Raw genomic sequence first — 13,391 nt, forward strand, 5'->3', positions numbered from 1 at the left:
GCGAGCGCTCCCGAGTCCGCTCGCCAGGGCGCGCCGCGCCGCCCCGCTGCGCCGGTGTCGGCTGCTTTACGCATTGACCGTGTCCGGCGTCCTGGCGTAGTTCTTCTCATTCGATGCAGATCACCCTCCCGAGGGCCCGGCTCCAGGTCGCGCTGCTCGCCGTGATGGCGGTGATCGCGGGCGCCGGGCTCGCCGTCGAGGTGCTCAAGCCGCTCCTCCACCTGAGGAGCCAGAGCGGCGTCGTCCCGTTGTTCTCGCTGAGCTACGAACAGAATGTGCCCACGTGGTACACCTCGTCACTGCTGTTCGTGTGCTCACTCACGCTCGCTGTCATTGCCGTCGGCGCCAGCAGCACGGGCAAGTTCGTGAAGCACTGGTGGGGGCTCTCCGCGGCGTTCCTCTACATCTCGCTCGACGAGGTGGTCGAGATCCATGAAGCGGCGAGCTCCTGGCTCGATCTGGGCGGGGTCCTGTACTTCAGCTGGGTGATCCCGGCCGCCGCCGCGGTGGCGGTGTTCGCGGTCGCCTACCTCCAGTTCCTCTCGCACCTCTCGCGAGATATGCGGAATCGATTCCTCCTCTCGGGCGGGATCTATGTCACCGGCGCGCTCGTCCTGGAGCTGCCGCTCGGGTACTGGACCGAGCGGGCCGGGAGCGACAACCTGATCTATGCGCTCATCGACTTCGTGGAAGAGTCGATGGAGATGCTCGGCGTGAATCTCTTCCTGCTGTCGCTCGTCGATCACCTCGCCGTGCAGGGGTGGACGATCGGCTTCTCGCCAGAAGCACCGGAGCCGCGGCCCGCGGCGGCCCCGCGTCCCGCATGAGCGCACGGGCCGAGCCCGCGTCCGCTGCGCTGCTCGGTGTGGGCCGGGCCGCGTACATCGTCGGCCCCTGGTACGATTGGGCCTTCTTCCTGCTCCCGCCGCTCGTCGCGCTCGCCGCGGGCGCCCTGATCGCGGGGACGCCGTTCGCCGACGCGACGTTCAGGCTTCATGGGGAGAAGGTCACGTGGGCGGGGCTCTTCATCGGCACGCTCATCCACGGCCACCTCGCCGCGGTGCTCCTCCGGAGCCACGGCAACGCGGACATCTTCCGGCGGCACCGGCTCCGCTTCCTCGTGGCGCCGGTCGCCCTGTTCGCCGCGATGATGCTGTCCATGTGGGCCGTCGCCTGCGTGTCGGTCCTCGTGGTGTTCTGGGACGTCCACCACTCGGCGCTCCAGACGTTCGGCCTCGGGCGCATCTACGACGCGCGCGCGGGGAACGCGCCGGCGCTCGGCCGCCGGCTGGATCTGTGGCTCAACCTCGTCCTCTACGCCGGCCCCATCCTGGGCGGCGCGACGATGCTCCTCCACTTCCAGAGCTTCGACGCCTTCGAGGGCGTGGGCCCCGCCTTCTTCACCGCCGTCCCTGCGCTGATGACGTCGAGCCACCGCGTCATCAGCTGGGCCGTCATCGCCGCGGGCACGTCGTACCTGGTCTATTACGCGCTCGCTTACCGCGCGATGGTCCGGCGGGGTTACCGGGTGTCGTTCCCCAAGGTGTGGCTGCTCGTCAGCACGGGGCTCTGCTCGATCTACACGTGGGGTTTCAACCCCTGGGGACAGGCCTTCTTCATCATGAACCTGTTCCACGCCGTGCAGTACCTGGCGCTCGTCTGGTGGTCGGAGGGCGGCCGCCTCCGCCGCCGGCTGCGCCTCGACGCGCTCCGGGCTGGCAAGCCGATCGCGGCGGCGGTCTTCCTCGGGGGTGTCCTTGTGTACGGGGTCTGGGCCGAGCTCGCGCCGGCGGACGACCGCGCGCTGTGGTCGATCACGCAGACCGTCGCGCTGATGCACTTCTGGTATGACGGCTTCATCTGGTCCGTGACGCGCAAGCAGGTGTGAGGCGATCGCGCCTTCGAGATGTTACCAGAGAGGGGTGTATGCGAATCCAACGTTGTCTCCGGTCCATGGTCGTCGCGCTCGGGGTCGCCTCCGCGGCGCTCGTCTCGCCCGCTTGCAGCAAGTCGCCGCAGATCACGGCGGAGAGCATGGAGGACAACTGGGCGCTGACGGAGCAGCACGAGCCCGGGTCCGTCGTCATGACGGTGGCCCAGGACGGGCAGGTGACGGCGCTCGTGAAGGATCGCGACGGCAAGCCCATCGCGGCGGATGTGTCGGGCAGCGTCTCGGTCAAGGTGCCTGGCAAGGGCGGAGCCCCCATGAGCGCGGCGCTCGTGCCGGAGCCCAGGTCGGGGGGCGTGCTGCTCGCCAAGCTCCCGCCGCTCGAGGACGACCTGACCGAGGTCAGCTACGAGCTCAAGGTGAAGGGCGAGCCGTTCAAGGGGGTGCTGCACGTGCCGCGCGGCGGGACCCGGGAGCTCCAGGAGAGCGCCAGGGAGCACCAGACAACCCAGCTCGACGGGACCAAGGGGCCGAACGGGGGCGTGCTCCAGCCGGTCGGAGGCGACATCGTGGAGATCGTCGCCGACAAGGAGAGCGGCGATCTGCGCGTGTACGTGCTGGATCTCAACCTCAAGCCGGTGCCGATCGGCGAGCGCGAGATCAAGCTCGCGATCCAGACGGCGTCGGGGCCGGACGTCATCGTGCTCGCGCCTGGCCCCGATCGGCTCTACTTCACCGGCAAGCTCGACGTGAAGGTCAATCCGACCAGGATCACGGTGGTGCTCAAGGAGGGCGGGCACACGCACGTGGTCCTCTGTGGTTACCGTCCAGGCGCGGTGATCGTGGTCGGCCCGAGCGCGCCCGTGATCGGCATCCTCGTGGCGACCACGTGGGCCGTGAAGGTCGACGTCAAGCCGACCGTGGTGGTGCACGACGACGATGACGACGGCCGGGTCCTCGTCATCCACAAGCACAAGCACAAGCACAAGGGCAAGGGGAAGGGCAAGTGGCACTGGAAATGACGGGGGAAGACGGCGCCGCGCTCGGAGGGGGCGCGCCGACGCGGTAAGGTGGCGGCGCGGCGCGCCCGCGCCTCACCCGACGGAAAGCCCTCTCCCATGACCGAAGCGCCCGAGCTCCCCGACCTCTCCCCCGACGACTGCCACCCCCGGGCCGCCGCTGCCCTCGCCGACCCGTTCTTCTGGTCGCTCACCGACGAGACCGCTCCGTTCGGCAACGAGACCGCGCACGAGACCCTCAACGCCTTCCGCGACTTCCGCGACGAGCACCCGAAGAGGAGCCCGATCGAGCTCCTCGACGAGCTCCTCGAGCGCTGGGAGGTCGGCAATGCCGGCTGGGACGCCGTGGACGCGGGCGAGGTCGAGGCGCTCGGGGAAGAGGACGAGTACGGCCTGCTCACCCGCGACGAGGCGATCCTCGCCTTGGCCTTCAGCCAGATCGTCGTCGAGGGCAGGCTCGATCCGGAGGTCCGCCGCCGCGCGCTGCTGGCGCTGGCCCGGCAGGCGCTCCCCGCGCTCCTGAGCGCCTACGAGGGGCGCGCCCTGGAGAGGGCGCTGCGGATCGACCGGATGAGGGCGGTCCTCTCCGCTCGCTGGGACTAGGCTCTGTCCGACGAACGTCGCGAGCGGCCCGACGCTTCTCAGGACCCAGCGCGTCGCGCCGGCAGAGGGCCAGCGTGCGAGATTCGCGTCACGGAATTCCGCAGCAGGTTCGGCGCGTCGCGGGCGTCGAGGCAGACGCCGCAGGCTCGGCGCCCTGCCCTGGTTGCGGCGCGCAGCTTGCACTCACCGACAGCGCCGCCGCCGGGGCCGAAGCATGGAATCACGGCGCTGCGACGTCGAACTTCGTCACGATATTTCCGCCCTGGAATTCCACATGCACGGCGCTGGCATCTTGCCCCACAATGGCGACGTTTCCTTCAGGATCCACGGCGAGGCCATGCACTCTGCTGAACTCGGGGCTGAGGATGTGGGACCACGAAATATGCCCATCCCTGTCGAGCCGCACGACGAACTGCCGCTCAGCTCCGTCCTCTGCGCCGAGCGCCGTGCCGTCGGCGTCCAGGGTACCGGTGACGTTGCCCGCAACGAAGGTGTTCCCGAGAGCGTCGGCGCCGAGGCTCACGGCTCTGGATGCAAGGCTGCCCTCGATGAGTCGGCTCCAGAGGTGGCCTCCATGAACATCGAATTTCGCCACGAAGGCATTGTCGGATGAACAATTCGCGCCAACCAGCGGTCCGCCGCCGAAATCAAAGTCGCAGTGCGCGTTCCCTGCGAGGAACACGCTTCCGTCTCCATCCACCGCGACGTCAACAAGAGCTTTATGGTGGTCCGAGATTGAGTCATGGTGGAGAGGGCCGGACAAACGCTTGCTCCAGAGCAGGTTTCCCGAGGCGTCCAACCGCGAGAGGACGAACCGCTCGAATTCGCCGCTTCCGTCATCGATGTCGACCGAGTCGTCGGCCGCGATCACAATTTGCCCTGAAGCATCGACGACCATGATGCCGCTTGTGTTGTAGCTGCCGCCTTCTATGACGAGCTCGCTCCAGACATGATGTCCCGCCGCATCGAACTTCGCCACGTAGGCATTCATCGTGTCTTCGGGACCCTCTCCCTCTACCCGCGGTAGCAGACCTCCCCCGAGATCGAACTCCCCGTAGTATCTTCCCATGAACACCACGCCGCCCGTCGTCGGATCCACCGCGATGGAGCTGATGTACCAATCTGCTTCATGACCAGCGTTGAGGCGCTCGCTCCAGAGGGTGTTGCCGGCGCTGTCGAGCTTTTCCAGGAAGGCGTCGGACGAGGACGAGGTCGTGCGTACGAGGAACATGTTGCAGTCCGCGTCGAAAACGATGTGCGTGCCGTGATGCGGGGTTGAATCATCGCCGAAGAGCTTGCTGAAGGTGTGGTTGCCCGCGGCATCGTACTTTGCCAAGAGGGCGTCGCGGTTTGCCCCGGGCGGGAGCTCGCCGCCGCCCATGTCGACGTCCGACGTCGTGTATCCTGTCATGCCGAGGTTGCCGGATGGATCAAAGGCGATGTCCAGGATCACCAGCGGAAAGTCGCCGCTCGTCGCCGGCCAGTCGTCCAGGCTGAAGGGACGGGAGGCCACCGGCGCGCTGCACCTGCCCGACGAGCCGCCCGCGCCGCCGGAACCCGACGAGCCGCCCGCGCCGCCGGAACCCGACGAGCCGCCCGCGCCGCCGGAACCCGACGAGCCGCCAGCGCCGCCCGCGCCCGAGGCATCGGGGTCGAGCGGCTGCTGGTCGGGGTCGAGATCACCGATCGGCACGCGATCGATGGCGCACCCAAACGTGGTGACTGAGAGAGTGACCGGGAACCACAACAAGGAGAGTGCTAGCTGCGAAGGTCGCATGATCGAGAATCCTCCACGACCCGGCGATCTCTCTCCCGGCGCTTTTGATCACGGAATCGTGGTCGAACAGCGACCCACCTTGATCATGCGCGGCGCCTGAGCGGAGCGCGGGCTCCGCGCGACGAAGGCGCACGCGTGCGACGCGGCCTCTGCGATGTGCCCTCCGGCCACGAGGGCGTCGACGCGGAGGACGTCGCGCTCGATGGCGAGGCTGCCCCCTGGAAAGCGCGCCGCGTGCTCGGCGGTGAGGCGAAGGGCGAGCGGCGCGTCCCCCCGCGCGAGGGCCGCTCGCGCGGCGTCGATGAGCCGGAGCTCGTCCGACAGGACGAAGGTAGGGGCCGGAGGGGGCGGCGCGACCTGCTCACTGCGGGGTTCTCGTGGAACGGGGTCGACGGCGGGGACGGCCGTCGCCGCAGGAACGGATGAGGGGACCTGGCGCGCGAGCCCGATCTCCTGGGGCGCGGGCGCCACGTTCGTGGTCGACGCCGCTGCGCGCGGGGCGGGCGACGCCGCTGCGCGCGGGGCGGGCTCCGCGGCAGGGGCGACGGCGGGCTCCGCCTTCGCAGGCAGGGCGGGCTCCTCCTGCGTGGCCTCCTGCGTGGGTGAAGCGGCCGCCGGCGCCGCCCCACCGACCTCCGCCGCGCGAGGCGGGCGAACGGGGGCTGCGGACGCGACGGCGTCCGCGTGATGGGTCGCCGCCACGTACGCGCCCCCGAGCACGAGGGCGACGGACGTGACGCCGATGGACGCGACGAGCACCGCCTTCAAGCCGAGCGCGTGAGCGGCCTGCGCCGCGATCCCCCCGCTCGCCTTGGCCGCACCGACGCCGAGCTTCGTCGTTGCGACCGCGGTCGCGGTCCCCGCCGCGGCGGCCACGAGGGCCTTCGCGCGGAGCGAGGAAGGCGCCTTCGCCGTCCTCCCGGCGCGCAGCAGCGCGCGGTCGAAGTCGTCGTACGAGTCACTCACGGCCGCCTCCCCCCGCTCACCGGCAGACCCCTCTTCAACCGATCGGTCGCTCGCTTCCACGCTTCACGGGCGCGGCGGAGTCGTGACGCGACGGTCCCTGGCGGCAAGTCCAGCAGATGGGCGATGTCCGCCATCGTCTCTTCTTCGATCTCATGGAGCACGAACACCGCGCGAAGCCCGTCGTCCAGCGCCTCGAGCGACGCGTCCAGCAGCCTGCGCGCGCGCGCGTCGTCGAGGCGGCTGTCCGGCTGCTCGCCCGCCGGCGCGGAGGGCTCTCCCGTGAGCTCTTCGTGACGTGCTCGCCGGGTTCGCTCGCGTCGGACCATGTGAACCGCGACCGAGACGAGGTAAGAGCGCTCTTTGCCGGGAAGGATCGCGTCGAGGCGCGACGCCGCCACCACGAACGCTTCCTGCGCAATGTCCTCGGCCGCCGCCTCGCCCACGCCCATCCGGCACGCGAACCGCCACAGGAACTCGAGGTGCGACGCGAGCTCTTCGAGGCGCGCCTCGCGGGCGACGTCGGCGGTGGACTCACAGGGGGAACGCGCCTGTGCGTCCACGAGTCCGCCCGGAGGGCGAGCCAGGCGGAAGGCGGTGGAACCTGGGGCGTCGTCGGTGGTGGTGATCACGAGGGGCTCGTCCCAGGCGATCCACGAGGTCCCCGGTTTGATCACGGAAAATAAGCCCCGATGGAGAGCGCGGCGTCCAGCCGCACGGCGGGGGCTTGATAGGCCGTCCCGCCGTGCACGTAGTAGAACTCGTCCCGAAGGAGGGGCAGCGCGGGCCCGACCTGCCAATCCATGAAGGACCATGCGCCGAGCAGCGCGCGCATCCGTGCGCCGGCGCCCGCCTCGAGCCACGGGCGCCATCGGCTGTAGACCTTCGGGGCTCCCTCCCCCGAGGCGAGCAACGCGCCCGCATCGAACATCATGTAAGCACTCACGAAAACGCGATCGCCGAGGGATGCGCCGAGCGGCGCCAGCGACGCACGAGCGCTGAGCCAGGTGAGGCTCACCGCCGCTCCCCCTCCGAGCACGGTGCGCGGCAAACTCGCCCCCACGCCGAGCTCCGCCCATGGAAAGAACACCCGACCCGATGCGAATCCTCCCGAGAGCCGCGCACCTGCCGGCCCTACGTAGAGCGGTGTGGCCACGAGACTGAGCGTCGCATACAGCTTCCTCGCGTGTGTGGTCTCGCGAGCCGTGGCTCGCGACGGTCGCGCCGGCGGCGCGGCGGAGGTTGGGCTGAGCTCGCGGGCTGTGACTCGCGACGGCCTCGCCGGCGGCGCTGTGGAGGTTGGGCTGAGCCCGCGGGCTGTGTCTTGCGACGGTCTCGCCGGCGGCGTCAGGGGGAGAGGCTCGGCGCGGGAAGCTTCGACCGAGGCCTGCTCGTCCTCGCCGGCCATCGTGACGACCAGCCCGAGCGCTGAGGCGGCTTCCGCGCAGGAGTCTGCCAGGATCGTGCGCGTTTCGATGGCGCCGTGAGCGCCTTCTCCCGAGATCACGAGCGTCACCGCGCTCGGCGGCTCCGCTTCGCGCAGATGGACCCGGAGCCGTACCGTGGAGTCGGCGTCCACGCGCCCTCCGCGCAGCGCGGCCGCCGCCCGCACCGCGTCCAGCGTCACGCAGCGCTGCTCATCGAGCTCCACAGCGGCCCCGACGTTCGTGGCGTGGGCGGCCTCCGCTCGCACCAGAACGAGCCATACCACAACCGCGATCGCGCCTTGGCGGACGGCATTGCCCAGCGCGCGCGTCCGACGAGGATCGATCGAGAGGGCGGAGACTTTCTGAGGTTGAGGTGCCACGGGCCGGGAGGATAAAACGAACTCATCGAGGAGGGCGTGAGCGACGTCGTCGTGGTCACCGGCGATATCCACACGTCGCGGGCGCTCGATCTCGTGCCGTCGCCGCTCGATCCTGAGAGCTACGACGCCGAGACCGCCCGAGGCCGCGCCACCCGTGGAGTGATGTCCGGGTGAACACAGCGATTGCGTTCGATCGCCCGCGCCAGAGCTCCCTCTACCCCGCGGGTGCTGTCGCTGCAGCGGCGGGCCGCCGAGCTCGCCCGGGCTCGCGCCCGAGAAGGCCTGGAGCGCGCCGGTAAGATCGGGGAAGACGACCACGTCGCGCGCGGGCTCGCCGGGGCGCTGGCGCCGGCGCACGCGGTGCAGGGCCAAGGGCCGAGATGCTCGACCAGGCGCCGGTGGGCGCGGGCCTCGAAGGCGTCGGGGAACGGCGGCTCTCCGGGCGCGATCTCCAGCGCGTCCTCCCGGCTGAGGTCGACGACCTCGGTCCAGCCTTCGCGGCGCACGATCGACGCGAGCACCACCAGCGCTGCCACGCGGCGCTCCTCGGCCGGCGCGCCGGGCGGCAGCGCGAGGCCCTCGGCGCGGGCGCGCCCGAGGGGCGGCAGGTACCGGGTCACGGGGTCAGACGGATCCACCCTGGCAAGGCTAGTACGTTGTCGCCCAAGGACGAATTTGCGGCGGCGAACCGACGTGATTCATCGGGATTTCTGACACACGGAACCAGGCAGCCCCTCGCGCCCCTTCGGCGCCGACGGCTAAGGAAGCGCCCAGTCCTGCGCGTCCTGTCGGCACCCAGGCCCGCAGTCTTCGCCGTTCGGGTACCATGTCCGGTACGCGGGGGTGAAGCTCCGCTCTCCGAGGAGCGCGCCGTCCCGCCGCACGACGACGTCGACGCGCGCCGGCGTGCCACGAATCGCGAGCTGCTGGGTGAACTGCCCGGGGGCCGGGACGCAGCTCTGGGAGACGCCGCCGCCGCGCCTCGTCTCCGTGCAGATTTCCACCGCATTGACCGAGACGCTGACGGTCGGGCTGCACTGGACGAACACGCCGCTGCCGCCGACGTTCGGTGTGTTCGTCCAGCTGTAGGCGCACGACACCGCGTTGCCGTCCACCGCGAGCTCCAGCGTGTACTCTCCCGCTGCCCAGCTCTTGTTCGCCGTCGCGGCGGTGATGGTGAAGGTGTCGCTACAGGCCATCTCGGTGCATTGCTTCTGGTTCATGATGCAGCCGGGCATGGCGGAGGCCACGGCGAATCCGGCGGCGAGCGCTGCGGTCGTGCGCACGCAAGAGCCGAGCGGGACGAGGGAAAAAAGAGATAAGGTCATGGAGCCATCCTCTCTCCGGCGGGACCGCCGTGGATGGAGGCGCTGGCGAAGCAACGGGTAGACCACCTGCGCGGGCGCAAGAAGCCGGTGCTCCTGACGCCTTGTGCCAGGCGCCCGCCGAGCGGCATGACAGGTGTGTCAGGGCAACGAACCCGCGGCTCGGCTGCTCGGCTGATGGACGCCCCGGCGCCGCCGGCGCAGCGCGCCTCTAGACCGCGCGGCGGCGCTTCGAAGGGGCCCCCGCCGGTGCGGATTCGGGTACCGTCAGGCCTTCAGGTGGTCGCGCGTTCGAACGCGAACGCCCGTCCTGCCAGGAGGTTTGCACATGAAGAAGACCTATACGGGGAGCTGTCACTGCGGCGCGGTCCGCTTCGAGGCCGACATCGACCTGAGCGCTGGAACCAACAAGTGCAACTGCTCGATCTGCACCAAGACGAGAAACTGGAACGTGATCCTCAAGCCGGACGCGTTCCGGTTGCTCGCGGGTGAGGACGCGCTGAGCGACTACCAGTTCGGCATGAAGTTCGGGCACCACCTGTTCTGTCGACACTGCGGCGTGCGCTCGTTCGGGCGCGGGTATGTCGAGGCGATCGGCGGCGATTATGTGGCGGTCCAGCTCGCTTCGCTGGACGACGTGGATCTCGCGGAGCTCATCTCCGCGCCGATCCGGTACGCCGACGGACGCAACAACAACTGGGGCGCGCCGCCGGGAGAGACCCGGCACCTGTGACCGTCGCCGCCGCTGCCTGCGGTGGACGGAGGCCCATCGACGGAGGCGCCGCCGCACGCCGGCGCCCCGGCCGCGCCGTCTTCACCCGTCCTATTTCGCGACCTCTCCCGTCTTCAGATCCAGCTTGAGCTCTCGCACCACCTCCGGCTTGGCGCACACGATCTGCGGCGTCGAGCCCCGCACATCGGTCTTGATCCGCTCCTCCAGTTTCTTGGCGAGATCCCAGGTCGGCACGAACGCGGCGAGGAAGCGCTGCCCCATGTCGCGCGTCACAACGAAGCGCGCCGGCGAGAACTCCGTGCGTCCCTTGAGCGCCTTGCGCGTCAGCGGGAAGTCGTAGTCGTCCGGCGCCGTCTTGCTGAACGTGTAGAGCACCACGAGGTTCTGCGGGCACTTCGGCCCGCCGGGCCTGGGCAAGGTCCGGTTCTCCCTGGGCTTCGGCGGCGGCCCCTTCTGGAGCTGAATGGTCCCGGGCGCCGCGCCCGCGGGCTCGCTGGCGCCGCCGTGCTTCAGGATCGCCCCGCCGGCCGCGACCCACACCGCCCCGTCGCTCCCCACGGCCACGTCGCGGGCCTTCACCCCGTCGGGCAGCGGCGCCTGCTCCCAGGCATCGCCCTTGCGCGTGAACAGCGCGTCGTCCGTGAGCGCCCACAGCGTCCCGTCCGGCGCCGCCGACGCGGTGAGCACGCGCGCGCCCTTCGCCGGCGGGTCGATCTTCTTCGCCTCCCCGCCCTGGTAGCGGAGCACGCCCCCGTCCACGATCCACGCCTCGCCGTCGCCGGGGCCCGGCAGGATCAGCGTGCGCACCTCGTCGGTCGTCTGTTCCTCGGACGGCGCCGGGACGGGCAGGATGGTCGACCGTTTCTCGCCCGGCTTCCATACCTCGACGGCGTTGTCCCCGTTGCAGTTGCGCCCGTAGCTCAGCGCGGTCCCGTCGCGCGTCGCCCCGAATGCCTCCGGGCGGACCTCGGCCTCCGAGTAACGCGATGCCGCTTCGGCGTCGAACCCGCGGCACTCCCCCTTCCTGGGCGCCGGCGTGATCGTCAGCCCCACCCTGGGCCCGCGCAGCGTGACGAACCTCGAGCGTCCGATCATCGTCGGCCCGGTCAGCCCCACGAGCGAGCTGCCCATCCTCGCCACGCCGGTGAACCACTGCCCCGCGTCGCCCACGCGCTGATCCCAGCCCTTCGCCCCCAGCGCGTAGTGCTCGGCGACGCCGGTGCGGCCCGTGGTGCCCGTCGCGATCAGGTCGAGCTGGTCGGGATAGCGTCCGTGGACGCCGCTCACGGTCACCATCCACCCCGGCACGCGCAGCCGCTCCGGGAAATCGATCTTCCCGTCCTTCAGCACGCCGACGGCGGTGGCCACGTTCGTCTGCTCCCCCTCCACGACCGTCAGGTTGGGGGTCGACACGAGCAGCGCTCCCTCCACCGGGTGCAGCCGAATCTCGAGGTCCTCCGGGATCTGCGCCACCGGCGTGAACGCCGACTCCGGCGGCGGCGCCGGCTTCGTCGCCTCATCCGCCTTCACCCCGCCCGCCGCGCTCGAGGCGCCTCCGGTGCTCGATGGGCCTGCCGCGCCTGCCGTACCGGGCGCGCCCGGCGCCTGCGCCGCGGCCTCCGCGCGCGGCCCGTCCGCCGCCTGTGGCGAAGGCACAGGGCCGCACCCCGCCGTCGCCATCACGAGCCCGCCCAGCCCCCACCACGCCCTTCGCCCGATCATCGCTCGTCCTCCTTCAGGCACGGCCGCGCCGGACTGCCGCGCCGCGCTCCCATGCTATCGTCCTCGACCCGCCGGCTGCCCGGCCGCTCACCACCCCGGACCGCGCGCCATGCCGGCCTGCTCCCCCTCGCGCCGATCCCTCGTCCGCTCATGGCGCGAGCCTCCCCGACGCGACCCGGATCTCGCCCTCGATCTCCGCGTCGCGCAGGTCCACCCCGTTCGGGTGCGCCACCCGCTGGTAGGCCACCTGCCACGCGATCGCGCGCCCCTCGCCGGCGGCCCCGACATCGAGCTCCACCGTCACGGGCTCCGCGTGCACCCGGTCGTCGGCCACGAGCTTCCGCCCGATCGCCCCGGGCCGCAGCGCGAAGTGCCGCGCCAGGTAGCGCGTCTCCTGCCCCAGCACCAGCTCGTCGGGCCCGAGCGCCTCGGCCGACACCTCGAGCCTCCGGAACAGATCTCCCGTCGGGAACGCGTGCCCCGCGTTCGCGGGCGCGAGCGTCACCGCCACGCGCGTCGCCGAGAGCCGCCGCGCCGTCACCGCGACGGCGCTCCGCACGAGCGCCTCGTCCCGCGATCCCGCGAACCCGTGGCCGCGCCGCCCCCCCGGCCCGCGGGGCATGTGGCAGGCCGCGCAGGGCTGGTCCGCGGCCGGCGATGCGCGGTGCTCGATGACGGTCGACTGCATCAGCTCCGCGGCCGACCGCCCTCGCGCCGTGGGGAACGCGAACTCGTGGCAGGCAGCGCACGCGTCCGCGCCCCCGAACCGCGCGTCCCGGATCACCGCGTGCGGCGCCGCCGGCGGCGCCCCGCGCCCCGCCCACGGCGCCGCGAGCACCGGCGCCACCGCCTGCCCCGCGAGCTCGCCCTCGCCGTCGGTCGTCACGTGGCACGTCACGCACCCCACCCCGAGCGCCCCGAGCGCCTCCGGCTCTGGCTCCTCCGGCCTCGCCTCGGGCGCGTGGCACGCCCGGCAGAACGGCATCGGCTCGATCGCGAACGCCCGCCGGTAGGCCGGCTCGGTGTTCGCCCGGTGGTGGAGCGACGCGCGCCACTCCCGCGCCACCTCCTCGTGGCACCCCTCGCAGGCCCGGTTCGCGATCACCGCCGCCCCGAGCCGCGCCCGCGCCGGCCCCGGCATGGGCACCCGCGCCGCCTCCGCGGCCCCGGGCAGGGCGCCGCCGGCCGGCGCCTCGACGTCCCCCGCGGGCCGCGCGGGCGCGTCCGGCGCGGCAGCGCACGCGCCCGCGAGGGCGCCCGCGACAAGCAAGCCGAGGCCAGGTGCACAGCGCCGCACAGCGAAGATTGCAGTTACAACACCCCCGGCGCTGCGTCACCTCCTGTGCTGCTCGAGCGACACCGCGACCAGGTTGTCACGGGCCGCGCGAGCGCCAGCGCGCGCCCGCAGGCGAGCCAGAGCGGCCGGCGGCCCAGGGGAGCGATGGAGGACTCGTGATCTCGCGTCGGACAGGCCAGCGCGGCGGCGCCCGGCGGCGGGCCGCATGAATACGACGCACCTGGTACACGCGATGCTCCAGGGCGCGACATGCGCTC

Annotated in this window: 13 protein-coding genes; 5 read left to right on the forward strand and 8 right to left on the reverse strand. The window is 71.3% G+C overall.

The window, feature by feature from the left end; translation table 11 throughout:
• Positions 1 to 113 precede the first annotated feature (113 nt).
• The 4 genes from WMF22_RS09960 (at position 114) to WMF22_RS09975 (ending at position 3,510) form a co-directional block, all read left to right on the forward strand.
• Positions 114 to 827: a hypothetical protein gene (locus WMF22_RS09960; RefSeq protein ID WP_438035563.1), complete on the forward strand. Its 714-nt coding sequence runs from the start codon at positions 114 to 116 to the stop codon at positions 825 to 827.
• A complete protein-coding gene (locus WMF22_RS09965) occupies positions 824 to 1,888 on the forward strand; it encodes a hypothetical protein (RefSeq protein WP_438035564.1) in 1,065 nt (354 codons plus the stop codon). Before WMF22_RS09960 ends, WMF22_RS09965 begins: the two co-directional genes overlap by 4 nt.
• A gap of 38 nt (positions 1,889 to 1,926) precedes the next feature.
• Positions 1,927 to 2,910: a hypothetical protein gene (locus WMF22_RS09970; RefSeq protein WP_438035565.1), complete on the forward strand. Its 984-nt coding sequence runs from the start codon at positions 1,927 to 1,929 to the stop codon at positions 2,908 to 2,910.
• Between the two features lie 96 nt (positions 2,911 to 3,006).
• Positions 3,007 to 3,510, forward strand: a complete 504-nt coding sequence (locus tag WMF22_RS09975; protein ID WP_438035566.1) for a hypothetical protein — start codon at positions 3,007 to 3,009, stop codon at positions 3,508 to 3,510.
• A 220-nt stretch (positions 3,511 to 3,730) separates the two neighbouring features.
• Here the strand turns inward: WMF22_RS09975 and WMF22_RS09980 are convergent, their stop codons facing one another.
• The 6 genes from WMF22_RS09980 to WMF22_RS10005 all read right to left on the reverse strand — a co-directional run bounded on the left by WMF22_RS09980 (position 3,731) and on the right by WMF22_RS10005 (position 9,385).
• Complete coding sequence (locus tag WMF22_RS09980) at positions 3,731 to 5,287, reverse strand: hypothetical protein (protein ID WP_438035567.1); 1,557 nt, start codon at positions 5,285 to 5,287, stop codon at positions 3,731 to 3,733.
• A 48-nt stretch (positions 5,288 to 5,335) separates the two neighbouring features.
• Positions 5,336 to 6,253 (reverse strand): hypothetical protein, encoded by a 918-nt coding sequence (locus WMF22_RS09985; protein WP_438035568.1) that lies wholly within the window; start codon positions 6,251 to 6,253, stop codon positions 5,336 to 5,338.
• Entirely contained in the window at positions 6,250 to 6,927 is a 678-nt protein-coding gene (locus tag WMF22_RS09990; protein WP_438035569.1) for an RNA polymerase sigma factor, read from the reverse strand. Before WMF22_RS09990 ends, WMF22_RS09985 begins: the two co-directional genes overlap by 4 nt.
• Positions 6,924 to 7,313 (reverse strand): hypothetical protein, encoded by a 390-nt coding sequence (locus WMF22_RS09995; protein ID WP_438035570.1) that lies wholly within the window; start codon positions 7,311 to 7,313, stop codon positions 6,924 to 6,926. Before WMF22_RS09995 ends, WMF22_RS09990 begins: the two co-directional genes overlap by 4 nt.
• Before the next feature lie 863 nt (positions 7,314 to 8,176).
• Entirely contained in the window at positions 8,177 to 8,695 is a 519-nt protein-coding gene (locus tag WMF22_RS10000) for a hypothetical protein (protein WP_438035571.1), read from the reverse strand.
• 120 nt (positions 8,696 to 8,815) lie between these two features.
• Positions 8,816 to 9,385: a hypothetical protein gene (locus WMF22_RS10005; protein ID WP_438035572.1), complete on the reverse strand. Its 570-nt coding sequence runs from the start codon at positions 9,383 to 9,385 to the stop codon at positions 8,816 to 8,818.
• 325 nt (positions 9,386 to 9,710) lie between these two features.
• Between WMF22_RS10005 and WMF22_RS10010 the strand changes: the two genes are divergently transcribed.
• Complete coding sequence (locus WMF22_RS10010) at positions 9,711 to 10,115, forward strand: GFA family protein (RefSeq protein WP_438035573.1); 405 nt, start codon at positions 9,711 to 9,713, stop codon at positions 10,113 to 10,115.
• 90 nt (positions 10,116 to 10,205) lie between these two features.
• On the opposite strand, the gene WMF22_RS10015 is transcribed toward WMF22_RS10010, so the two are convergent.
• On the reverse strand, positions 10,206 to 11,837 hold the full coding sequence (locus WMF22_RS10015) for a hypothetical protein (RefSeq protein WP_438035574.1): 1,632 nt from the start codon (positions 11,835 to 11,837) through the stop codon (positions 10,206 to 10,208).
• A 148-nt stretch (positions 11,838 to 11,985) separates the two neighbouring features.
• Positions 11,986 to 13,134 carry a multiheme c-type cytochrome gene (locus WMF22_RS10020; protein ID WP_438035575.1) on the reverse strand — a complete coding sequence of 383 codons (1,149 nt, stop codon included), beginning with the start codon at positions 13,132 to 13,134 and terminating at the stop codon, positions 11,986 to 11,988.
• Positions 13,135 to 13,391: the final 257 nt, after the last annotated feature.

Source organism: Sorangium sp. So ce204, assembly GCF_051526795.1.
In the GTDB taxonomy this organism is placed as follows: Bacteria; Myxococcota_A; Polyangia; order Polyangiales; family Polyangiaceae; genus Sorangium; species Sorangium cellulosum_B.